The sequence below is a fragment of the Paenibacillus sp. cl6col genome, from assembly GCF_900102125.1.
Taxonomy (GTDB): domain Bacteria; phylum Bacillota; class Bacilli; order Paenibacillales; family Paenibacillaceae; genus Paenibacillus_B; species Paenibacillus_B suaedae.
In genome coordinates, this window is record NZ_FNAZ01000001.1 from 435,654 (window position 1) to 457,218 (window position 21,565).

The following is a 21,565-nucleotide window of genomic DNA, read 5'->3' on the forward strand; positions in this document are numbered from 1 at the left end:
TTTCCCCTTAATTATCTCTACTTGACCAATGACGAAGCTGAACATTCTGGGCCCCTGCCAGCATCGATTGAATACTAATATCATACTGATCGATAATCTCAAGCCGCTTGAACTTCCTGTACACTTGGAACACCGTTAAGTCCAGCATGTTAATTTCATTGATACTATATGATTTAGAGGTAATGGCTGCGAGGATATCAAAGAAATCTAAATTGGCGTTATCTTCATCATCTAGTCTATTTTTCCGCCGCTTTAGTTCATCTCGTTGTTTTGCCAGCTTATCCATTTGTTCTTTTAAATTTTTTGTTTCTTCATCTGCCGGATCGAACTCATTTCCCTTTTTTTCATCAAAATGATTGATGTAATTTTGCCATTTAATTATTTCCTGAATCTCTTTATAATTCATTTTATTAATTTGACGTGTCTCTCCATCAGTCATTGTAACTATTAAGCCTACGTTTTCCTTATCCGGGTACACTTCAGCTCTGAGAAAGAAGGAAACTGACTGCAAGAGAAGATCAACAATCTCATCACCACCTCCCAATAACAATAGCTCAAGCGTATCCATATGATCCGGTGCCTCCTTCAGGAGATTGCTATTATCTAACGCAATCATGTTTAAATATTTCATGTATTCTGAATATCCTACATCAATAATGTCTCTTATTCTCAACGGATAAATGTCACCAAAATTCTTTGCATAAATCGGCCTTCCTCCTAATAATTTCAGTTTTAAATCAAGACTCTCCATTGTTCTTCATCTCGCTCCTATTCATATACGCAGACAATAAAATAATTAATAAGAAATAATTCTTCACAGAAATCACCGTACTCCTCATATAAATAGATTATTAATTATAGTACTTTATTTTGCTTTTGTAGTATGACATGACTCTCTATATTTGGATTTACGACATTGTTTACAAATCGAACGAAGTCCTGATTTCGAGTTTTTCATAGGACTGAAGTATTTTGTACTCGCAATATAGCTCTGCCTGCAACAGTTGCATGTCTTATATTTTCCACGCAATATATATGTATATAGCCAATCTTCTTTACTTTGTTTATATGTTTCTACGAGCATAGATGGAATCGTATCCCTTGTCATTTTACTAAGTGCAGGTTTGGTCATTTTTAATTGGTATTTTTGATTTAACCGCTCAATCATGATGTCATGTGTGCAACCTTCGATTTTCCACATGAATACATCCTTCATGTAGTCCTTCATTACGGTATGATCCATTAATTCTTCAAAATTAAGCATCACTAGCTTTAAATATCCGTGAGTATCTTCGTATGACTTCTCTTTCAACTCCGTATAGCATTCAAACAGTGTTCGAACAATTTCAATATCGTCAAATCGAATATAGGAAAGTTGGTTGTTATCTTTTTCAATTTTGCTGATTTTATTGAATCTAATGTATTGCTTAAGTTCATTTTTTACTGCAATTTCGTCCTTTTGAATGTCTGTCCGAATCCATTTTAGTTTTTTGATCTCTGTTGCTGGCATTTGCTGACCCTTCGAATCTGTTCTCGTTTTTATGAGCTTATTAATCTGCTCAATGGTCTTACCCGTTTCTTTTAGCTCTGCATATGCTAATCGATCCTCCTTAAGAACCTTTAGTTTTGGAATTTTGATAATGGACCGACTCGATTCTTTTTTTGACTCCTCGACCACAATTATTTTTTCGATGGCAGACTCACGAATTTGGTTTCGCTTTTTTCGATATGCCGTAATTGTATCGGAGGCTGCATCACTATCTTGAGTATAAAGCAAATAATTTGCTAACGATTCTAAGTCCTTCGCTACCCTGTTGCTGTCACTTAACATCCCATGTTGACCGATGTGCGGGTTATATACTTCGTCAAAATAACGCACGATATCCTCATCATAATTTGAAATGATTTCTTGTACCGATTTTAAGCGAGATTTACTATCTGTTATTTCATAATCTAAATGCTCCGACATTTTCCCCATCTTCATCCACCCCTTTTTATATCATCATAATAATACTTTCTTTAGTTTTAGTAAACTATCATTTCGTACTTCTTTATAAAAAAAGCAGAGCCCACTCCATTCAAGTGGCTCTGCTCATCATTCTATTATTCAATTATTAGGTTAGATTTTAGTTTTCTCAATAACTGATTTTTCCAGAGCAACTTTACCCTGCGTCTTCCCAAGCCAGTAGACAAATGGCAAGCCGATTAAGGTCATGACCATGCTGATCATGTTCACCTCATTGATACTCATCGTGAATGCAGTATTTTTCAGCAATGTCGCGTCGGCGATCACGCCATGCAGATCCCCTGCATGATGAAGCGCGCGTACAGCCAGCAAGGACGTAAACAGGCCGATGGACAAACTCGCCATCCCTTGACGCAGCCAGCTATTGATCGAAGATCCATACCCAGACAGTTCCCGCGGAATTGCCGACATGCCTGCATTCAAAATCGGGGTATTGGCAAGAGCAATCCCTACGTTGCGAACTGCCATCCACAGCGTAATGTAGCTGTGAGGCGTATCTACCTGCAATCGTCCCAGCTCGTACGTACCCATCACCATCAGCAGCAGACCGGTGGTGATCAGTTTCACTGGGCCGAACCGTTCATACCAGCGTCCTGTGAACGGCATCACGAAAGCCATTAGCGCTGATGCAGGAAGGAGGACTAGCCCTGATACAAGCGTCGAGGAGCCCTGTACCCGCTGCAGAAATAACGGCGTTAATAACGCGCCCGCATATAAGCTAATGGTAATGATCGTAACGAGGATCATGCTGAAGGCAAATCGTTTATAACGGAACACTCGGAAATTCAGCAACGGATGCTCAATGCGGAGTGAGCGGCGAACGAATGCAATTAAGATAACTGTGCCGACAATGATGCAGCTAATTGTCTTCCAGGAGCCCCATCCCCAATTGGACAAATTGCCGAAGGCAAGCAGCAGTAACAGACTGCCCATTGCGACGGAGAAGAAACCAAGCTTATCAAACGTTTCTCCACTCGAAATACGATACATCGGAATGTAGCGCAGCACCGACACAATCGCAATCAATCCAATCGGCACATTCATCCAGAACAGCCAATGCCAATCCCCAACATGGACAATTAATCCAGCAAGTGTCGGCCCCACTGCGGGCGCGAGCATAGCAGACAAGCCCCACAGGCTTATCGCCATCGCTTGCCGTTCACGGGGAATCACTTGATAGACGACCGACATCGTCGTTGGCATAATAATGCCGCTGAACATCCCTTGCAGGACACGGAAGACAATCAAGCTCCACTCGCTCCAAGAGATTGCACACAATATCGAGCAAATCACAAACCCACTAAGGGCAAATACATACAACCGCTTCGTACTGAATCGGTTGCCCAAATATCCAACAGCAGGAGCAATAATCCCTGTTGCCAGCATAAATCCCGTCAATACCCATTGGATAGTTGTCAGATCGGTATTGAAATGATTCATCATGACAGGCAGCGCAATATTGACTGTATTCGTACTTAATACGGCCAAGAAGTTGCCGAAAAATATAGCGAAAATAATACTCCAGAACATACGGTTGGTCATCATAGGTTGACCTTGTTCTTCCATAGACATACATCACAGCTTTCTATATTCGATTTCTAATGCGCCCGTTCATCCATGTCACAGCTTTTAGACGACATGGCTCTCTTTCTAGTGTAATCCTTCACCCTCTATTGTGTCAATATTGACATATGAAATTGAAAAAAATGTGTATTTTTTTCGGCATATATAAAAAAAGAGCCGCAGCTTATATTCCCCTAAAAGCGCGACTCTGCATCAACAATTCAATTTTTTGATGCCACCGTATGTCCAATTACATGTGCAAAATAGGCGTTGTTCCGATCCATTGTTTCACGATCGATTCTCGACAATTGCTGAAGCATCTGTTGAACATCCTTGCTAAATGTTTGCATATCCATCAGGTTCGCTTTATCAAAACGGCTATCTAGTTTCACAGGTAAGGCCTCTTTCTTAGCAGCATCCATTTCCTCTCGATTCTTCTTCATCCAGTCCTTATTTTGCGGGATTTGCTGTGCAAACTTCATTAGAACACCAAACCAGTCACCACCATTGATGATAGCTTCCTCCATCTGTTGGTGGCTTTCAGGCGCAAAACGTTTCATCAAATCCGTAATATTGACATAGTCGTCAGGAGCTCCAACTGGTTTTGGCGTGGGTTCCCTGTATGGATTTGCCCCAACTGCCGTTCCATCTGACGGATTTCGGGATAGAACAGCTATGTTATTGAGCGTGCTCAGCAATTCGGAACCCTCTTCTTTGTCAAAATAATGCCGAGCAACATACTTGGCTTGGGTTAGCCCAAGTTCCTGCAAGGCGTAACGATCAACTTCATCAGGCACAGATCCGCCAGGAGCAAGATTGGATTCAATGATCGTATAGACGGCTTTCCTAACTTCAGGGGATTTCCCTTCCAAGACGCGCTGCAAGGATTCATGGATATCCGCATTGCCATAGTAAGAACCAACGTGATGTTCAATAGCTCCGACAGCTAGCTGCCGTCCGGTCGGGCTGATTTCAACGGAGTCGTGCTTGACGTCATTCATTATGCCGGTAACTGTTCTCGTCTGCTTGCTCATTTGTCCGTTGCTGTCATACAGCTTCGGCGAGATTTGTACACTGTTTATTTTCATGATTGCCTCCTGCGTGATGGGATCATCGTATGATTTTATCGTGAATCAGAGATGAATATTTCAGGATTCTATACCCTATATCGTCCTATGACAGTCAATAATTTACATCGACTTCCAAAGTCAGTAAGAAACCATAAGCCAAAGCGATATAGAAAGCCCCCAATACGCTTGCAGGCGATATTGGAGGCTATTTGCTGCTTACTTATAATAATGAAAAGTACGAACTGATTAACCGTCGATCATCATATTCTCATCCGTGAACAATTAACCTCTTCCTCCGTACAAGCTATAAGCGAAGTGATAGATAATATCCGTTGCACTTACGCTCGGACGTTCAGACACTTGTACGTTAATGCCACTCAAGTCATAATAATGTGTAAAATTAATAGCTCCCGGTAAAAATTCCCTTATACTGCCTGTTGAAGCCGGCAGACTTAATGTTGCCGTAAAATTTCCGTTGGCATCCGTATATACGGAAGCAGCACGAGTTCTATTGCCGCTGCCCTCCGTCCAATTCTGGTTCAGCCACAGGACATCCACCTTCGCATTAGCAACCGCATAATTATCCGATGTTGTCACCTTGCCGTATACCGTGAGCGTATCCTTGGCGCGGAAATGTCTTCCGTATTGGTAAGTCGGATAAGAATTCGGGCCTTCATTGGAATTAAAGCCGGTAATGGCAATCTTATCTGCACGCAGTACCGGTCTAACAGTCAACGTGTAATTTGTATTATCATATTGGCCTGTCGTATAGACACGAACATAGAATGTACCCGTTCCTATTCGAACGTTGTTGTCTGCCGGAGATGACAGCAGCCTCATTTGATTGCCTTCATAAGCCCCGTATACTTCAACCTTATATCCTTTGCTCATGGAGACGTTATCCAATGTTAAGTTCAATGCGTCATAATTGCGATTTTCCGGTACGTTTATTGCAAACCAATCATTATCGATCGAGGAACTGATTGAACGCGTGTTCAACGATGACCCAGATGTGTTTACCGTAAATCCGTAGGCGTGAAATGCATTTTCATCCGTCTCATAGGCGTCGTATTCTGAGCTGATGGCAAGTGTGACGTTAAACGGATCATTAATGCTTCCACCCTGCTTGGCATGAACCTCGATGAGATACGCTTTATCTCCAGACGTCGTGTTTTTGGTGCCGACGTTTTCTGATAACGTGCGCGTTCCGTTGGCGTAATTATTCATATATGTTCCGTAAATCGAGTGATCGATTGGTGTCGTATTGAGATTGCCTGTCGCCATATCGAATTCGTACAAATACAAATCGTAGTTCAACTGAGGAGACAATGGTGGATCCAGCTGTACCTGAAGTACGTCGCCAGGCTTCACGTATATCGGATATAAATGAACCGCTTCTCCTTCCTTCGGGATAACCCCGCTATATGTGGCGGTCGTTACCGTGTTGGATGGCTCCGCTAATGTGCGCAGGGCGCTTGATTGAGGCAGTATTGCCTCGGCATCATTCAAATTTATGGGAGCTGTAATCGTATGCTCCAAAGTTCCGTCCAAGCCTTCGGCAGGCGCGGCTTTCACCAGTTGTGTAACAGGCTCCGCATGATCCATTGTGGCTTGAAGTGATAATTCATTCTCTTGCATGGTTGCCGGCAGCGTCTCTGAGAATTTGTCTTCGGCTGCAGACACTACACTCATTTGAAAGACAAGCAGCAGGACGAGGCTTAGCACCATTACGATTGAAAACTTTTTCTTCATCGTGGACTTACCCCTTTCTCGTCATTGTATGAGACCTTGTAATTGGGAGGAACGGAAGGTCTTATTACTAAAGACGCATCCACGATGATTTTTCTAACGAAAAATATCATGACATTCCGAATGCAACCTTACGACCATTTCTTTGAAAATTGCTGTCGCAGCTTATTCCGCGCTCTGGCCAGACGTTGGCTGATCACTTGCTCGGATAAGTGCAACTCCTTGGACATCTCCTTATACGATTTATTTTCAAAATAGTGCATATGAAGCAGGCCTCGGTAGTGGGACTTCAATTCCCATATCGCCTGATGCAGCAAGGAATCTCGCATTTTATTCTCAACTTCAATCGATATATCTGGTTCCGTAGAAAGTGAGGTTGGGTTCGCCATGTGAATCATGGACTCAGTTGGTTGGATATAGTGGCTTTTATTTTTGCGAAGAACATCTAACGCAGCATGGCGCGCGACTTGTTTGACCCATGATCGTATAGCGGCAGGATGCTGCACACGATGGACATTAGCCAGCACCTTCATCGAGGCTTCTTGAATGACATCCTCCGTTAAAGAGAGATCTTGAACGATGGCATAAATGTCCGCATATACAAGCTTGCGAAATTGATAATAAACGGCTTCCTGTAGCTCTAGATTCGCATTTTGTACATTGGAGTACAATTGAAGCAATGCTTGTCCCATTTTTGCTTTCCCCCGATCAAGTCATTGATATGAGGCGTTCTTGCTTCCGGTTGATCTGACTCGCTGCTGCTTACAAGCTCGCCCGTAAAAGCAACCCTGTTCGTTTTGAGTATAACGCAATTATTCCAAAATGTAACAATAATATAAAGATATTCATGTTTTGTTCACATCTAACTCTTCGTACCACATCGTCCTGTCAGTTGGATCAGTCCATAAAAAAAGCACCGATTCCCGGTGCTTCCTTCTCGATTATGCCTCGCAGCATGTAGCGTATAAATTTACTTTTCGTGCGTGTGCCTTACTTCGAAGACGCGGCACCTTGCTTGGATCCTGAATTCGAAGTCCGATGAGCGAAATTAAGTTTGCGCTGCAGCACACCGAATACAATATCAGCAACAATAGCGAGCAACGCCGCGGGGATCGCACCTGCGTACAGTCGGAGCGGGTTCTGTCCGTTCAAGCCGGAATAGATCTCTCTTCCTAGTCCGTCGCCACCAACAAGTGGAGCAATGGTGGCAACCCCGATTGCAATGACAGCCGCGATGCGAAGCCCAGAAATAACATAGGGCAGCGCAAGTGGAAATCTTACCTTGAACAGCAGCTGCAAAGAGCTCATCCCGAGCCCTCGTCCCGCTTCCACGTAGCTGCCGTTCACCTGCTTCAAGCCGACATACGTATTGCGTACGATCGGGTTCAAGGAATACAATAACAAGCCAACGACCACGGTCGTCGTTCCAAGTCCAAATACGAGCATTAACAGCACAAGCAGCGCCAGACTCGGTACGACCTGCAGCATGCTTGTCACGGCCAGAATGAACTTGGCCAGCTTCTCATTCTTGGAGCAGAGCACACCGAGAGGGATACCAATCGCGAGCGCCAGAACTATGCCGCCTATCACCATCATCACGTGCGTCACAAAATACTCCCACAGCATGCCGCTGTTCCTTCCCATGTAAGACAGTAAATCTGCAATTGACCATTCGTAGTTACTCATCCATATCCCCCTCTCATTCGCCCTGCAATAGGCCCACTTGTTTCAAATAATCAACCGCAACTTCCCGTTCGCTCTTCTTCTCAATATCCACCTGATAATTGAGGTCAATCATCGTCTTCTCATCGAGCGTTCCCAGAAGCAGTCCGATCACGCCATTCAGCTCCGGATGCTTCTCCAGCACATCCTTGCGAATCACTGGCGATGCATCATAAGGCGGGAAGAACTGTTTGTCATCCTGAATCGTGGTTAGATTGTATGCTTTCAAACGCGAATCTGTCGAATACGCAAGCACGATATCCACCTGATTGTTCGCCACCGCCTCATACACAAGGCTCATTTCCATCGGGAACTCCTTGCCGAAGGCGAAGCCGTAGGTTCGTTGAAATCCCTTGTATCCATCCGCATCGCGTTCCAGCCATGTCGTATCGACACCAAGCCGCAGCTTGTCAGCATCCTTCGCTACATCCGAAATTGCCTTATACCCCTTCTCATCCGCGAGCTTCTTCTGAATCGTGAAGGCATACGTATTTTCAAAGCCAAGCGGTTCATACCACTTGAAGTCAAAATATTTATCGAAGCCCTCTTGGGCCTGCTTCAACACTTCCCCGCGATCTTTCGTTTCCTTTACAGGGAAGTGGTTGTTGAAAATCTCTCCCGAATACAAGGTCGCCATCTGCACCTCGTTCTTCTTCATCGCATTAATGACAACGGGACTCGCCGCCAGATCCGGCAGCACTTTAACTTTAATATTTGTACGATCCTCAATAAGCGCCTTATACATTTCTGCAATAATCTTTGTTTCTGAAAATGTCTGGGTGCCGATAACTATCCGGTTATCGGCTCCGCACGCGGACAACAATAATGTCATCACCAGCATAAGTGCAGTACCGCCAGCAGCCCATTTGTGTCGCATTTTCATATGCGTGTCCTCCCTTATTCAGACGTTAGCACAGCTGTCCATGAAAATTTGACAACCATCTCCCGGAAGGTCGTCAGTCTACCATTTACAGCTAACTCTAAACTATCGGTAACTCTCATCTGTCTGACCGCGATTAGCAGCAGACAAACAATTAAACCAATTTCCCTAGTACATTTATCCGACTGTCCACCCCGTTCACGTACGGCAATTTATGCGGCCATGCTGCTCGTCCGTCCGAAACGGCGTGTCAGTGCTCGTTCAAGCCATCCCAGCAATGCGTCAATGACGAATGCCAGTACAATGGCCCCAACAGCTCCTGCAACGATCAATTCCGGCTTATTCACGCCAAGACCGGATACGATAAGCTGTCCAAGACCACCTGCACCGATCAGTGCTGCAAGCGTGGCCCAACTGATAATATATACGGTCGTAATTCGTATCCCCGACATGATATAAGGAAGTGCCAGAGGGAGCTGTATGCGAAGAATGCGCTGCATTGTGTCGTACCCCATACCTCGAGCAGATTCCAGCACACCGCGGTCGACCGACTCGAAGCCATCGTACGTATTGCGCAGAATCGGCATAATGGAGTACAAGAACAAGGCGATAATCGCAGGCTTCATCCCAATCCCCATCAGAGGGATCAGAATAGCAAGCAAGGCCAAGCTCGGAATCGTCTGCAACAAGTTCGCGCCGAAGAACACGATGCTGTTCACCCACTTCACGCGATTGTAGACGAGCAGGATTCCTAATGGAATTGCAACCAAGCAGCCAAGCAGCACGGAGGCTGCTGTAATCGTCAAATGTTCACGGAGTGCCGTAACGATGTCGGCACCGCGCTCCTGAAAGAATGCCCACCATTCATTCATCATCCGTTACGCCTCCTCCGCATATGCTTTGGCCAGCTTATCGACGACAGCTGGATATACCTCGGACAAGTGCTTGACGACGCTCCCCCGCGTAATGAGTCCTACAAGGGTTCCCGCATTGTCGATCACCGCTAAATTCGTCAAGCGATGATCATTCATGATGTTCAAGGCATCTGGCAGCGGCGTTCCCGCTGGTACCGAATAGCCAATTGGTTTCATGACATCCTTGACCGTCTTGCCTTCCTCGCCGTATTGATCGAGTACGTTGTAGATCGACACGATGCCTTGAAGCTTTTTGGCACGATCTACGATGAACAAGGAGTCTACCTTGCGATGCTCCATCATTTTAATCGCTTCAGCAAGACCGCGGTTCGGGAATGCCGTCGCTGGTGTTGTCACCATTACCTCATCTACAGTAGGAATCTCAATTGGGGACTCGCTCTCCAGACGCTTCTGTCCAATGAAGGTACGAACGAAATCATTCGCCGGATGCCGGAGAATCGCTTCCGGAGAGCCTGTTTGCACGACCACTCCATCTTTCATGAGTACGATGGTATCCGCGATTTTGATCGCTTCATCCATATCATGTGTAACGAAAATAATGGTCTTGTTGAAATCCTGCTGCAACCGAATCAATTCATCCTGCAATTGCTCACGACTGATCGGGTCAAGCGCACTGAACGGTTCATCCATCAGGATAACATCCGGATCTGCTGCAAAAGCGCGAGCCACACCTATACGCTGCTGCTGGCCGCCGCTCAACTCAGAAGGATACCGGTTGCGGTAAATTTCCGGATCTAGATTAACAAGACGCATCAGTTCGTCGACTCTAGGGTCGATCTTCTCTTTCTCCCACTTATTCAACCGTGGGACAACTGCAATGTTGTTCCCAATTGTCATATGGGGGAATAAACCAATATTTTGAATAACATAGCCAATATTGCGGCGGAGTTCTACGGGGTTCTGCGACGACACGTCTTTGCCGTCAATGAGAATGGTGCCGCTGGAAGGAGTCATGAGACGATTAATCATCTTCATTGTGGTCGACTTTCCGCAGCCGCTCGGTCCAATAAGAACGGTTAGCTCTCCCTTCTTGAACTCAAGATTGATGTCCTTCAACGCCTGAAAGCCATCCTCATACACCTTATTCACATGCTGGAATTGAATCATGCATCGCTCACCTCTTTTATAAGATTAGATAATATATTTCATAGCTATGAAAACGATGAAAACAATTATGTTTATTATTACATATATATTTTTTCATGTAAACTTTCATGCATTTTCCTGTTATGTAGACCTATGAAAAATCTATATATAAGTTAGACTTATAAGTATATATTAACCACTGCCACATAAGTAAAAACAACAAAAAAACCGCCCTCGCAAAAAGGACGGTTTTATTATCTTCATTAGTGTTAAGCGATATACCCAATATAGCCAATAAACAGCACTGTTAATACGTACCCAAAAAAAGACAAAGGCTCACTGCGCCTTAACGCCGTGTCACCTTTGTCCAGAAGCCGCCATGCAGCTGTGATGGTTCAGATGTAATAATAAAAGCCTTTGGCTCCATATCGAGGATTGAAGCCTGGAGCTTATTCCGATTTTTGCGCCGTGACAGCACTTCGAGCATTAAGCGTTCGCCGTCTCGGCCGCTGCCGATCCATGTCGTTACTCCATAGCCGTGATCGCGCAAATGATTCGGAAGCTCACTGTGCGGGTTGTTGACAATTACTTTCAGTACGACATAACCAAGCGCAATTTTATCCTCGATCCATGACCCAACGAGGACACCAATTCCATAACCAGCGGCATACACAATCAGACTAATTGGCTCGTTCAAGTACTTCAGCACCATATTCAAGCCGAGCACGTAAATAATAATTTCTACCGTACTGATCGTTGCAGCCAAGTAGCGCTGCCCCTTCAACGTCAGAATCATCCGCAGCGTAAAAAAGGAGACATATACGATTTGGATCGTGAAAATGGCAATCAGTATCGTAAGCATACACGCAAATCCTCTCTCGCCTGCTAAGCAGTTGTACAGCAGCAATGGACCATGCTTCCGATGTCCATCAGCAGTGCATCAAAGCAATGCAGCACCTGTACAGTACTTATAAAGCGCATCGTAATAAATTCAGTACCCTATCAAGGAAGCTTCGAAACGCCCTTCCCATGAATTGCTCCGTACAATGTCTCGAATCATTGTATGAACAAATCAACAGCCATCGTAGCCTTATGCAAAAAAAGAAGGACCTCGGTAACCATGTCCCGAACTCCCTTGATTGTAATGTCTTTAGTACGTCGAGGCAAGAGCAGAAGGCGATAGGGAAATCATTTCAAATTCGTGCTTTCCCATCCTTCTCCTGCTGCTGTGTCCGATTGCTCCTTCGAATCCCTCAGCTATACACTATCCTCTGGATTATCTACTTGAAGAATGCGATACAGCACATCCATCTGCAAGTTGCTCCGCACCAAGTCAGCTAGCCGATCAAATGCATCCTCACGCTTCGCATTATAATTCAGTATCGTCGGGATAGGGTTGAGCCCTTGCTTGAGACGCAGCCCGTTCAACCAGCCCCTGCGAAAGGCATCATTATGAAAAACACCGTGCATATACGTTCCAAATAGACGTCCTGATTCCGTTACACAGCCATCTGTTCCCCCATCGCCATCAAGCCTGAATAGGGGCTCAGCTTCAATGCCGGTGCCGGTATGTGTCGTGATCGTAGAACGCCCCATATGAATCTCATACCCTTCAACGGGAACTTGGTGCATGGGTGTTCCAACGAGCTGCGATGCGCTCACGACACCCGATACCCGCTCAGTTCGCTTCTCGGCGGCAAATTCCGTAGCCAGTGGGAGTAAGCCTAATCCCTCCATGGTCGCTCCTGCCTCCGCCTCAGCTCCTGCTGGATCAGATAAATGCTGGCCAAGCATCTGATAACCGCCGCAGATACCTGCGACTGCCCCTAGATGTTGTGCTGCGTAGTGCTGAACAGCTTCCGCCAATCCCGTGCTGCGCAGCCACTCTAGATCAGCCATTGTACTTTTGGTACCCGGAATGACGATTGCATCGGGATTGCCCAGCTCCTCCGGCTTTCTCACATATCGAACGCGAACATCAGGCTCAGCTATTATTGGATCAATATCGGTAAAGTTTGAGATATGGGGCAACGCCATTATGGCAATATCCAGATCATTTTCCGGTTCTGCCTTGCCTTTCCACTGTTCGAGAGCAACAGAGTCCTCTGCCTCAATATCGAGATCATTGGCGTAAGGAAGCACACCAAGTACCGGGATGCCTGTCCGTTCCTCTAGCCATTCGATTCCCGGCTGCAGAAGCGACACATCACCGCGGAATTTATTAATGATGATGCCGTGTACCCGTTCTCGTTCATGCGGCTCCAGCAGCTCCAATGTCCCGACGATGAACGCGAATACACCGCCGCGGTCAATATCCGCGACGAGGATAACTGGAGCATCTGCCCAGGTAGCCATGTTCATGTTCACAATATCATTATGCTTGAGATTAATTTCCGCTGGGCTTCCTGCCCCCTCCATGACGACAATATCATACTCATCGCGAAGCCTATTGACCGCGTCAACGACGATGCGCTTCGCCTCGGGTAGGAAGCTAGAGCGATAATCGCGAGCGCTCAAATTTTGATAAGGCTTGCCGTGAACGACGACTTGGGAGCTCATCTCCTGCATGGGCTTCAGCAGCACTGGATTCATATCCGTCGTTGCCATAACCCCACATGCTTCGGCTTGCACACCTTGTGCACGCCCGATCTCCTTGCCGTCAGGCGTAACGTAAGAGTTCAACGCCATATTTTGTGACTTGAACGGCGCCACCTTATATCCATCCTGCTTCAAAATGCGGCACAGCGCCGTGGTCACAACACTTTTGCCCACATCAGAAGCCGTGCCCTGCAGCATGATCGTCCGTCCGCGCCCGGGCTTGCTTCGTTCATGCTCTACCTTCCCGATTTCCTTCTGTCCGGCTTCTTCTTGAGCCGAAACAGAGCCAAGCACTGTCAAGGACACCTTATCTCCTTGAGCAGGAACGTTGTTATTTAACTGTTCATCCATCTCACGTTCACCCTTTCATTCCACACAAGAGCACCAGCAGCAGCATGAACACCATTTCTGTACACTCATTCAACGCGCCGTAAGTATCACCTGTCAGGCCACCGAGCTTCTTAGACAAGTATCGAGATACCGCCCATGCCGCTGCAACTCCTAACAGCAGCGAAGCAATGAGCAGCCACCAAGGCCAACCCGAGATAATCCCCGCTGGCATCGTCATCAGATAGCTGATTCGAATCGGAAGCGCCATAGCTCCAACAGCCACTGCGGTCAGCAGCCAAGCACAGCCATATGCTGCAGCCACATGATTCCGGTTGAGCCCTTGAAAATAACTGCCCAACCCAGACTCGGCCCGTGCATACGGTTCATTGGTCATCGCCCATACCATAGCAGCACGGGACCAGATGAACGGAATGACGATCCAGACATTCCAGGCATTCGCGTCAAATAAGGCGGTAAGCAACGACCATTTCAGCAGCAGCATCAGGACGCATGCAATAACCCCCATCGCCCCAACACGGCTGTCCTTCATAATCTCCAGCATACGCTCACGGGATCGACTGCTGAATATGCCGTCCGCTGTATCCATCAGTCCGTCCATATGCAGTCCACCTGTAAGCATAAGCATAAGCGCCAACGTTACTGCCGCTGCCGGCCCTGTCGGAAGCAGCAATGTCAACCCAGCTCCTGCTCCCCACACAATCAATCCAATTACCCCGCCCGCGACAGGAAAGAACAAGGTGCTGCGCTTCAGCACCTCATTCGTGAATGGTACTTCCTTCGGGATTGGAATGCGGGTCAGGAACTGCATGGCAGCAATACACGCATGTACATATTGCTTCATAGCTCAACCATCCTGCTCTTGAGCTCTATCGGAATCCCAGCCGTAACCAAATACACTTCGTCTGCAAGTGCAGCTATTCGCTGATTTAGCCGGCCCGCTGCATCACGGAATACTCGTCCAAGCTTGTAGGCTGGTACAACGCCGCTGCCAACCTCATTCGTTACCATGACGACGACACCATCGCGCTGCTGAATACATTGAAGTGCATCCAAGATATCGCGAATACGGCACTCCAACTGTGCCTCCATCCGTCCCTCATCCTCCTGCTCTGCACGCAGAAGCTCATTGGACAGCCAGATTGTTAAGCAATCAACGAGCACTGTCGGCTGTTCTTCTTCACTCAGCCAACTCGGGAGTTCCAGCGACTGGTTCACTGTGCTCCACGCGTATCCAGATGCCTCACGACTCGCCTGATGCAGCCGGATGCGCTCCTTCATCTCCTCGTCATGAGCCTCAGCGGTCGCAACATAGGTACCGCCCTGCGGGGACAACTTCATAAATAGTCGCTCAGCGAACGTACTCTTCCCGCTTCTCGCTCCGCCTGTTACGAGTACAATTTTCCCCATGCTCACTCATCCTTGCTTCAAGATACTTGCATTGATTATCCTTGTGTTAACATCATACCTAAGTTGATCACACTCGTGTGACAACATACATACATGCAATCGTCATGCTTGTTTACGTTTCTTGTTCATTTGGAACCATAATCCCGACATGCCAATTCACGATTACTCCTTGTTAGTTACACCCGCCTCTGCGAATGTTGCCATCTCTCGCATAATTCGCACTGCAGCATCAATGAGCTGGAACATCAGCACACCGCCAGTCCCTTCGCCAAGACGCATCTGCACATGCAAGCATGGATTTAGCTTGAGCTCAGACAATAGCGCTGTATGCCCCCGCTCCTCTGACAAGTGCGAGCCAATAAGATAAGGCTGTACCGCCGGAGCTAATCGTACAGCAGCCAGAGCAGCCGCACTGGAGATAAACCCGTCTATCACAACCGGAACCTGATTCGCCGCCGCTGCTAGAATAACACCCGTAAGACCGGCAATTTCCAGCCCTCCTACCTTCGCCAATACATCCAATGCATCCTCACGATTCGGTGCATTGATTTCAAGCGCTTGCCGTACCACATTGCATTTATGCTTCCACTGCGCGTCGCCGATGCCTGTCCCATGGCCTACTGCCTCTTCAGGCTCCATCCCAGTAAATGCACACAGCATCGCAGCGCTCGCCGTTGTATTTCCAATGCCCATCTCCCCTGTCGAGAACAGGCGATATCCTTCGCGAACGTACTGCTCCACAATATCAACACCTACTAGAACCGCAGAGATTGCTTCCTCTCGCGACATAGCAGGCCCCTTCGCCATATTCGCCGTACCTTTGCGCACCTTGCGCGATACAAGCTTCAGATCATCCAAGTCCGCATTGACACCGATGTCGACACATACCACGTCTGCACCAGCTTCGCGCGACAAAACATTGACCGCAGCTCCGCCACGGAGGAAATTATACACCATCTGCGGCGTCACTTCGGATGGGAATGCGCTAACGCCTTCCTCACATACTCCATGATCGCCAGCCATGACAATAACGGCCTTCTTCTCAAATTGCGGTTTAACCTCTCCTGTAATACCTGCAACTTGAATCGCAACCTGCTCGAGTACTCCCAAGCTTCCCGGCGGCTTCGTCAATTGATTTTGATGCTCGATGGCAGATTGGATTGCCTGCTCATCCAAGAGCTTAATTTGTGCGATCAGTTGATTTAATCGTTCATTCATGCTGCTCATCTCCGTTGTCAAATTGATTTTCATGTGCACAAACTTGTGTTCATAGATGTGCACATAGTTGTATTCATTTCTTAGTTCTGTTCTTAAATGTGCAAATGATTGTTTTCAGTTCTTAGTTGTGATCTTAGATCCGTGCACAGATTGTGGTTCTTTCTGACTATGACTCATATCCACTCTTGTTCCATGCAACATTCACTATATTCATCGTTATCGATTTTCAAGCGGAATGCTATAAATTGCGTTATTGCAAAATGACAGCAATTTATGCTGTCCAGGGCCGTCTATAACCCTAGCTTCGGTCGAATAAGAATCTGAGGGCGGCCCGTATCGGGATGCGGCACAACTGTCGTCTCTGTGGCAAAAATACGCGACAGCAGCTCCGTAGTCATGATCTGCTCAGGTGTGCCTTGAGCAGCAATGCCGCCGCCATGAATGACAACAAGCCTATCGCAATATAAAGAAGCCAAATTCAAATCATGGAGCACGGATACGACCGTCAACCCGCAATCCTGCTGCCACTCCCGAACAATATCCATAAATTGCACCTGATAATGAATGTCCAAATACGTCGTCGGCTCATCCAGCAGTACAACAGAAGGGGATTGCACCATTAGCTTAGCCAATGCCGTCCGTTGGCGCTGCCCGCCGCTAATCCGATCAAGTGGATGGTCAGCCAGCTCCGTCAGTTGCAGCTTCTCCATAATCCGGTCTACAATCTCTCCACTATCCTCAGATTCTGATCCAAGCCAGGATTGAAATGGGAAACGTCCCATCTCAACCACTTCGCGCACCGTAAATCCAAGTGGTGGAAGCGCTTCCTGCTGCAGCACTGCCATCATCTGAGACAGTGCTCTGCGCTTATAGGTACCCAGCATTTGACCAGCAAGCTGTATAGAGCCAGAAGTAGGTCGATCCACTCCTGACAACAAAGACAGAAGCGTGGACTTGCCACTACCGTTCGGACCAATGATGCCAACCCACTCTCCAGACTTCACAGCGAAATCCACATCTTGCAGTACATGCTTCTCCCCATAATGCTTGCTCAGTCCTTGAACCTCAATGATGCTGCCCTTCTCCATGTGAAAGGCATGATTGCTGCTCTCTGCATGATCCAGATATGCTTTCGGTAGATGTTCTCTTCGCTGTGTCATGACCATTTCCCCCGTTTCGCTCGCTTATTTCGCATAAGCAAGTAGGCGAAGAATGGCGCACCTAGAAACGCGGTTACAACCCCAAGTGGGATTTCTGTCGGTGCGAATGCCGTACGGGCAATCGTATCTGCCCACATCACATATATCGCTCCCCCAATTGCTGAGAGCGGTATCAAATATCGATAATCGGGGCCTACAATTAAGCGCAGCAGATGCGGAACGACTAATCCGACAAAGCCGATGACGCCGGAGACAGATACGGCAGCTGCCGTAATCATCGTTGCCGTCAGCAGCACTACCCATTTCGTCCGCTCTACATGAAGTCCGAGATGCGAGGCCTGCCGCTCACCTAATGCAAGCAAATTAAGCGGTCTTGCATATGCAATAAGAATAACAATGCCAATTGCCAAATAAGGAGCGAGCACCACTGTATAAGACCAACCTCGCATCGCCAAACTGCCCATCACCCAAAACAAAATCTCATTGATCGTCTGATTTGTCATGGCTACAAGAAAGGAGACGATGGAGCCGAGAAAGGCTTGCATCACGACTCCAGATAAGATCAGTGTCTCGATTGGAATCTTCCCCTGCTCACTGGCCAGCTTAATGACGAACATTAGGGTCGCTACCCCTGTAGCGAATGCAACGACAGGAATCGTCCATTCGCCGAACAGCGAATACTGCAAACCGAAGTAAATAAGGAATGCGGCTCCAACAGAAGCCCCTGAAGATACCCCTAATGTATACGGATCTGCCAACGGGTTGCGCAGCACTCCTTGAAATGCAGTACCTGCGACCCCAAGCGCCGCCCCTACGAGCATTGCCAATAGAACTCGTGGGAAGCGTACCTTCATCATAATTTGCGCGGAAGCGTCATCCCATGTCACCGGTATGAACTGATCCAGCCCTGGAATATGATGAAGCAGAATTTGAGCAATTTCCCCCATTGGCATTTGTACAGAGCCTACAGCGAGGCATCCTACAACGGACAAAAGGAGAAGCGCAATACCCGCTCCTCCATACCAACCCATTTTATTCATCGATTTCTCCACGATGATTATTTTACCAAGTCCGGATGAATCGCCTTCGCAACTGCCTTCAATCCTTCAGCTACACGAGGTCCCGGACGGCTGATCAGGTTCTGATCCACACCGATTACTTGATTGTTCTTAATTGCATTAATGTTGTTCCAACCGCTGCGTCCACGAATAATTTCTTCCAAGGATTTGTTCGTCTCTTTGTCCACTACACCTTGCGTGAACATGATTACATCCGGATTGGATTTAATAATATTCTCTTCGTTAATTTGAATCCAGCCAGCTGAATCAGCCGCAACGTTCGTGCCGCCTGCCACTTCAATCAGTTCGTTCATGAACTCGCCGCTGCCTACTGTCCAGCCTGGGGAGAATTCAATATACACCTTTTTCTTCTCCGCACTTTGAACGGCCGACTTCACATCTTCACGCACTTGTTTCATGTTGTCAACAATCGTCTTCGCCTTAGCTTGCTGATCCGTAATTTGACCATACAATTCAATGTTCTTAATCACATCATCGTACGTTTTTGGCTCAACCTTGAATATTTTAATGCCCAGTTCACGGAACTTCTTCACGACGGGCTCCTTCATGGAGATACCTGTGAATACGATGTCCGGCTTAGCTTTAATGATTGCCTCTTCATTCGGCTTCGTAATGCCGCCCATTTTCTCTTTGGACTTCGCTGCCTCTGGATAGTCGTCAAAATCAGACACCCCAACGATTTGTGCATCCAATCCAAGCGCGAACAAGGACTCTGTCTCAGCTGGGGACACGGATATAATACGTTCTGGCGCTTTGTCGAATGTGAACTCCTCACCAGTCGCATCCTTAACAGTCAGTGGATACGTCGTTTTTAGATCATCCTGCTTCGGTTGTTCTGTAGCCCCATTGCCATTGGACTCTTGCTGTGCAGTATTATTCTCAGCAGGCTTAGCCGCATCTTTATTGCCGCAAGCCGCCAGTCCTACTGTAAGCATAAGCGCCAATAGCGCCGCTACCGATTTGTTCAGCCATTTGTTCATGTCAGAATCTCTCCCTCGCGTCATTCTTCCTAGTCTCTAACCATGTACTACCCGTGCAGGTGTAAAGCGGTTCCATCCTTCGCCATGCGAACGATAATGCACTGCAAGCTGCACTTGCCGTAAGAATGTATGTACATCCCCATTCGGTATCAGTTGTCAATGAGCACTTGCATATACCTGAGCTGTAAATCCTACTGTGACTGAATTTGTGATATACATTCGTGCTGTGCAATTGCATTGAACTGCAGTTTACCTTGTACAAACGAAGTGCTTGATGGGATGTGAAATCATTTCCAAATACAGCAAAAACCCCCGATCCTTCGATCCGGGGGAACACAAAGTCATCTATCGCAATATTCAACAGACACCTAGAAGCAGGAAGCAAGCAGCTGCGCTGCCATGTTGCCTGATGCATTACGCCAATGACGTGATCCTCTCCGCGAAGGATACAGCTCGTCCATCTTCAGGCAGGTTTCCTGACTTAGGAGAATACGTTGCAGCTCGCCTTCCCATCCATAGCGGTACATACAGCACACACTAATGAATCCGACAGTGGCATCATGAGCGCAACACTCCATTCACAGTGGCGGGACCGCGCCGGGTTTACACCGGCTTCCCTATTAACCTCGAATATGCATCGGCCATACAATACAACGGTGTCTCTTACCGAACAACGCGTATGGATCCGTACCGCATACATACCCAAGGACCTGAAGTATCACGATTATTCAATATGGAATACATTTCGTCATCCAAGTGCTAAACTCGATAATTGATTATAGGGGAAAAGCCCCTGCGTTGCAATAGATTACATCATTGCGCGTATCCAATGAACCTGCTTTGACACACAAACGTCATCATCTGCTGGGAAGCCGTTCTGCTCGCAAGAACTTCCATTTGCGGGCACATCGCTTCGCCGTAATCATAACACCGCCACCGATTGGCGCAGCGGCTTCCCAGAATGACTTCCTTGGGAAAGCCAGCGTGTATAAGCGACGAACGACGCCACCGTGTGTGACGATGACAACATCCGGCCGCGGGGTAGGCCCGCTTCCATATGACTGTCTCTGCATCCGGCTTGTCTTGCTGCGCAGCACACGTCCACGTGGCAGCGGCGAAGAATGGTACGGTCGACGACGGATAGCGCTCTCTTGCCGTTCCATGTGATTACCGCTGCTGATGAAGGAATCACGCGCATTGCGCAGCACTTCCCACCATACATGCGCCGTTCGCGTACAGAAGGTCTGCCACGGTTCCCCGCGCGGCGGCTGGATGGCTGATGAATCGTCAAGCCATCTTCGATACTGTGGATCTTCCTTCAAGTCATTGTAGGTTAACCCTTCCCACATACCGAAGTCATATTCTCGCAGCCTTGTGTCCTCCACAGCTTGGATGCTGTCACGCGGACGCAAATAGGCGAGCGTGTCGCGACAGCGGCGCATATCGCTCGTGTATAGCAGCGGCGATGGATGCGCCAATGTTCGGCGAAGCGCTCGGAGCTCTTCTGTTGAATCCGGCAATAGCGGCACATCCGAATAGCTAATATATCGCCGTTCCGTATTCTCTTGCGTCAAGCCATGACGAACAAGTGCGAAACGCACAATTTTGCCGCTTGCTTGACTCTTTTTTCGTAACATATGTCTTGTCATTAATAATCGTTTCCTGTTGTTTTTCGATGCTCCTGAACGACGCCGGTTCCGATGAATAGCGGGAGCATTCCATTTAGTTGTCCGTGTCATCC

Annotated in this window: 19 protein-coding genes and 1 riboswitch; all 19 genes read right to left on the reverse strand. The window is 47.3% G+C overall.

Annotated elements, in window-relative coordinates:
• Positions 1-7: 7 nt before the first annotated feature.
• The 19 genes from BLS15_RS01830 to BLS15_RS01920 all read right to left on the reverse strand — a co-directional run bounded on the left by BLS15_RS01830 (position 8) and on the right by BLS15_RS01920 (position 21,473).
• Positions 8-751: a hypothetical protein gene (locus BLS15_RS01830; protein ID WP_028531722.1), complete on the reverse strand. Its 744-nt coding sequence runs from the start codon at positions 749-751 to the stop codon at positions 8-10.
• Positions 752-865: 114 nt separating this feature from the next.
• A complete protein-coding gene (locus BLS15_RS01835; RefSeq protein WP_021256332.1) occupies positions 866-1,978 on the reverse strand; it encodes a hypothetical protein in 1,113 nt (370 codons plus the stop codon).
• A 141-nt stretch (positions 1,979-2,119) separates the two neighbouring features.
• On the reverse strand, positions 2,120-3,598 hold the full coding sequence (locus tag BLS15_RS01840) for an MDR family MFS transporter (protein ID WP_254777265.1): 1,479 nt from the start codon (positions 3,596-3,598) through the stop codon (positions 2,120-2,122).
• Between the two features lie 212 nt (positions 3,599-3,810).
• On the reverse strand, positions 3,811-4,677 hold the full coding sequence (locus BLS15_RS01845; RefSeq protein WP_090509631.1) for a hypothetical protein: 867 nt from the start codon (positions 4,675-4,677) through the stop codon (positions 3,811-3,813).
• Between the two features lie 264 nt (positions 4,678-4,941).
• The gene (locus BLS15_RS01850) at positions 4,942-6,411 is read right to left on the reverse strand and encodes a hypothetical protein (protein WP_021256335.1); all 1,470 of its coding nucleotides are present in this window, start codon (positions 6,409-6,411) and stop codon (positions 4,942-4,944) included.
• 128 nt (positions 6,412-6,539) lie between these two features.
• Complete coding sequence (locus tag BLS15_RS01855; protein WP_021256336.1) at positions 6,540-7,100, reverse strand: RNA polymerase sigma factor; 561 nt, start codon at positions 7,098-7,100, stop codon at positions 6,540-6,542.
• 298 nt (positions 7,101-7,398) lie between these two features.
• Complete coding sequence (locus BLS15_RS01860) at positions 7,399-8,094, reverse strand: ABC transporter permease (RefSeq protein ID WP_028531717.1); 696 nt, start codon at positions 8,092-8,094, stop codon at positions 7,399-7,401.
• Between the two features lie 13 nt (positions 8,095-8,107).
• Positions 8,108-9,007 carry a glycine betaine ABC transporter substrate-binding protein gene (locus BLS15_RS01865; protein WP_028531716.1) on the reverse strand — a complete coding sequence of 300 codons (900 nt, stop codon included), beginning with the start codon at positions 9,005-9,007 and terminating at the stop codon, positions 8,108-8,110.
• Positions 9,008-9,222: 215 nt separating this feature from the next.
• The gene (locus BLS15_RS01870; RefSeq protein ID WP_028531715.1) at positions 9,223-9,882 is read right to left on the reverse strand and encodes an ABC transporter permease; all 660 of its coding nucleotides are present in this window, start codon (positions 9,880-9,882) and stop codon (positions 9,223-9,225) included.
• Positions 9,883-9,888: 6 nt separating this feature from the next.
• Positions 9,889-11,052: an ABC transporter ATP-binding protein gene (locus tag BLS15_RS01875; RefSeq protein WP_021256340.1), complete on the reverse strand. Its 1,164-nt coding sequence runs from the start codon at positions 11,050-11,052 to the stop codon at positions 9,889-9,891.
• Positions 11,053-11,377: 325 nt separating this feature from the next.
• On the reverse strand, positions 11,378-11,893 hold the full coding sequence (locus BLS15_RS01880) for a DUF2179 domain-containing protein (RefSeq protein WP_021256341.1): 516 nt from the start codon (positions 11,891-11,893) through the stop codon (positions 11,378-11,380).
• 395 nt (positions 11,894-12,288) lie between these two features.
• Positions 12,289-13,827 carry a cobyric acid synthase gene (locus BLS15_RS01885; protein WP_231515069.1) on the reverse strand — a complete coding sequence of 513 codons (1,539 nt, stop codon included), beginning with the start codon at positions 13,825-13,827 and terminating at the stop codon, positions 12,289-12,291.
• Between the two features lie 160 nt (positions 13,828-13,987).
• Positions 13,988-14,821, reverse strand: coding sequence for an adenosylcobinamide-GDP ribazoletransferase (gene cobS, locus BLS15_RS01890; protein ID WP_021256343.1), 834 nt, complete (start codon positions 14,819-14,821; stop codon positions 13,988-13,990).
• Positions 14,818-15,387, reverse strand: a complete 570-nt coding sequence (cobU, locus tag BLS15_RS01895) for a bifunctional adenosylcobinamide kinase/adenosylcobinamide-phosphate guanylyltransferase (protein WP_028531713.1) — start codon at positions 15,385-15,387, stop codon at positions 14,818-14,820. The genes cobS and cobU overlap by 4 nt, the downstream gene beginning before the upstream one ends.
• 162 nt (positions 15,388-15,549) lie before the next feature.
• On the reverse strand, positions 15,550-16,605 hold the full coding sequence (cobT, locus tag BLS15_RS01900) for a nicotinate-nucleotide--dimethylbenzimidazole phosphoribosyltransferase (protein ID WP_028531712.1): 1,056 nt from the start codon (positions 16,603-16,605) through the stop codon (positions 15,550-15,552).
• 290 nt (positions 16,606-16,895) lie between these two features.
• The gene (locus tag BLS15_RS01905) at positions 16,896-17,765 is read right to left on the reverse strand and encodes an ABC transporter ATP-binding protein (protein WP_174808929.1); all 870 of its coding nucleotides are present in this window, start codon (positions 17,763-17,765) and stop codon (positions 16,896-16,898) included.
• The gene (locus tag BLS15_RS01910) at positions 17,762-18,805 is read right to left on the reverse strand and encodes a FecCD family ABC transporter permease (RefSeq protein WP_028531710.1); all 1,044 of its coding nucleotides are present in this window, start codon (positions 18,803-18,805) and stop codon (positions 17,762-17,764) included. Before BLS15_RS01910 ends, BLS15_RS01905 begins: the two co-directional genes overlap by 4 nt.
• Positions 18,806-18,822: 17 nt before the next feature.
• Complete coding sequence (locus tag BLS15_RS01915) at positions 18,823-19,824, reverse strand: ABC transporter substrate-binding protein (RefSeq protein WP_021256348.1); 1,002 nt, start codon at positions 19,822-19,824, stop codon at positions 18,823-18,825.
• Positions 19,825-20,272: 448 nt separating this feature from the next.
• Positions 20,273-20,485: riboswitch (cobalamin riboswitch) on the reverse strand.
• Between the two features lie 196 nt (positions 20,486-20,681).
• Positions 20,682-21,473 (reverse strand): histidine phosphatase family protein, encoded by a 792-nt coding sequence (locus BLS15_RS01920; protein ID WP_021256349.1) that lies wholly within the window; start codon positions 21,471-21,473, stop codon positions 20,682-20,684.
• Positions 21,474-21,565 lie beyond the last annotated feature (92 nt).

What these genes read in the sequence shown, in the direction of transcription:
- BLS15_RS01830 (WP_028531722.1), bottom strand. Translation starts at nt 751, where the DNA reads ATGGAGAGTCTTGATTTAAAACTGAAATTATTAGGAGGAAGGCCGATT.
- BLS15_RS01835 (WP_021256332.1), bottom strand. Translation starts at nt 1,978, where the DNA reads ATGGGGAAAATGTCGGAGCATTTAGATTATGAAATAACAGATAGTAAA.
- BLS15_RS01840 (WP_254777265.1), bottom strand. Translation starts at nt 3,598, where the DNA reads ATGTCTATGGAAGAACAAGGTCAACCTATGATGACCAACCGTATGTTC.
- BLS15_RS01845 (WP_090509631.1), bottom strand. Translation starts at nt 4,677, where the DNA reads ATGAAAATAAACAGTGTACAAATCTCGCCGAAGCTGTATGACAGCAAC.
- BLS15_RS01850 (WP_021256335.1), bottom strand. Translation starts at nt 6,411, where the DNA reads ATGAAGAAAAAGTTTTCAATCGTAATGGTGCTAAGCCTCGTCCTGCTG.
- BLS15_RS01855 (WP_021256336.1), bottom strand. Translation starts at nt 7,100, where the DNA reads ATGGGACAAGCATTGCTTCAATTGTACTCCAATGTACAAAATGCGAAT.
- BLS15_RS01860 (WP_028531717.1), bottom strand. Translation starts at nt 8,094, where the DNA reads ATGAGTAACTACGAATGGTCAATTGCAGATTTACTGTCTTACATGGGA.
- BLS15_RS01865 (WP_028531716.1), bottom strand. Translation starts at nt 9,007, where the DNA reads ATGCGACACAAATGGGCTGCTGGCGGTACTGCACTTATGCTGGTGATG.
- BLS15_RS01870 (WP_028531715.1), bottom strand. Translation starts at nt 9,882, where the DNA reads ATGAATGAATGGTGGGCATTCTTTCAGGAGCGCGGTGCCGACATCGTT.
- BLS15_RS01875 (WP_021256340.1), bottom strand. Translation starts at nt 11,052, where the DNA reads ATGATTCAATTCCAGCATGTGAATAAGGTGTATGAGGATGGCTTTCAG.
- BLS15_RS01880 (WP_021256341.1), bottom strand. Translation starts at nt 11,893, where the DNA reads ATGCTTACGATACTGATTGCCATTTTCACGATCCAAATCGTATATGTC.
- BLS15_RS01885 (WP_231515069.1), bottom strand. Translation starts at nt 13,827, where the DNA reads ATGCTGCAGGGCACGGCTTCTGATGTGGGCAAAAGTGTTGTGACCACG.
- cobS (WP_021256343.1), bottom strand. Translation starts at nt 14,821, where the DNA reads ATGAAGCAATATGTACATGCGTGTATTGCTGCCATGCAGTTCCTGACC.
- cobU (WP_028531713.1), bottom strand. Translation starts at nt 15,387, where the DNA reads ATGGGGAAAATTGTACTCGTAACAGGCGGAGCGAGAAGCGGGAAGAGT.
- cobT (WP_028531712.1), bottom strand. Translation starts at nt 16,605, where the DNA reads ATGAATGAACGATTAAATCAACTGATCGCACAAATTAAGCTCTTGGAT.
- BLS15_RS01905 (WP_174808929.1), bottom strand. Translation starts at nt 17,765, where the DNA reads ATGACACAGCGAAGAGAACATCTACCGAAAGCATATCTGGATCATGCA.
- BLS15_RS01910 (WP_028531710.1), bottom strand. Translation starts at nt 18,805, where the DNA reads ATGAATAAAATGGGTTGGTATGGAGGAGCGGGTATTGCGCTTCTCCTT.
- BLS15_RS01915 (WP_021256348.1), bottom strand. Translation starts at nt 19,824, where the DNA reads ATGAACAAATGGCTGAACAAATCGGTAGCGGCGCTATTGGCGCTTATG.
- BLS15_RS01920 (WP_021256349.1), bottom strand. Translation starts at nt 21,473, where the DNA reads ATGACAAGACATATGTTACGAAAAAAGAGTCAAGCAAGCGGCAAAATT.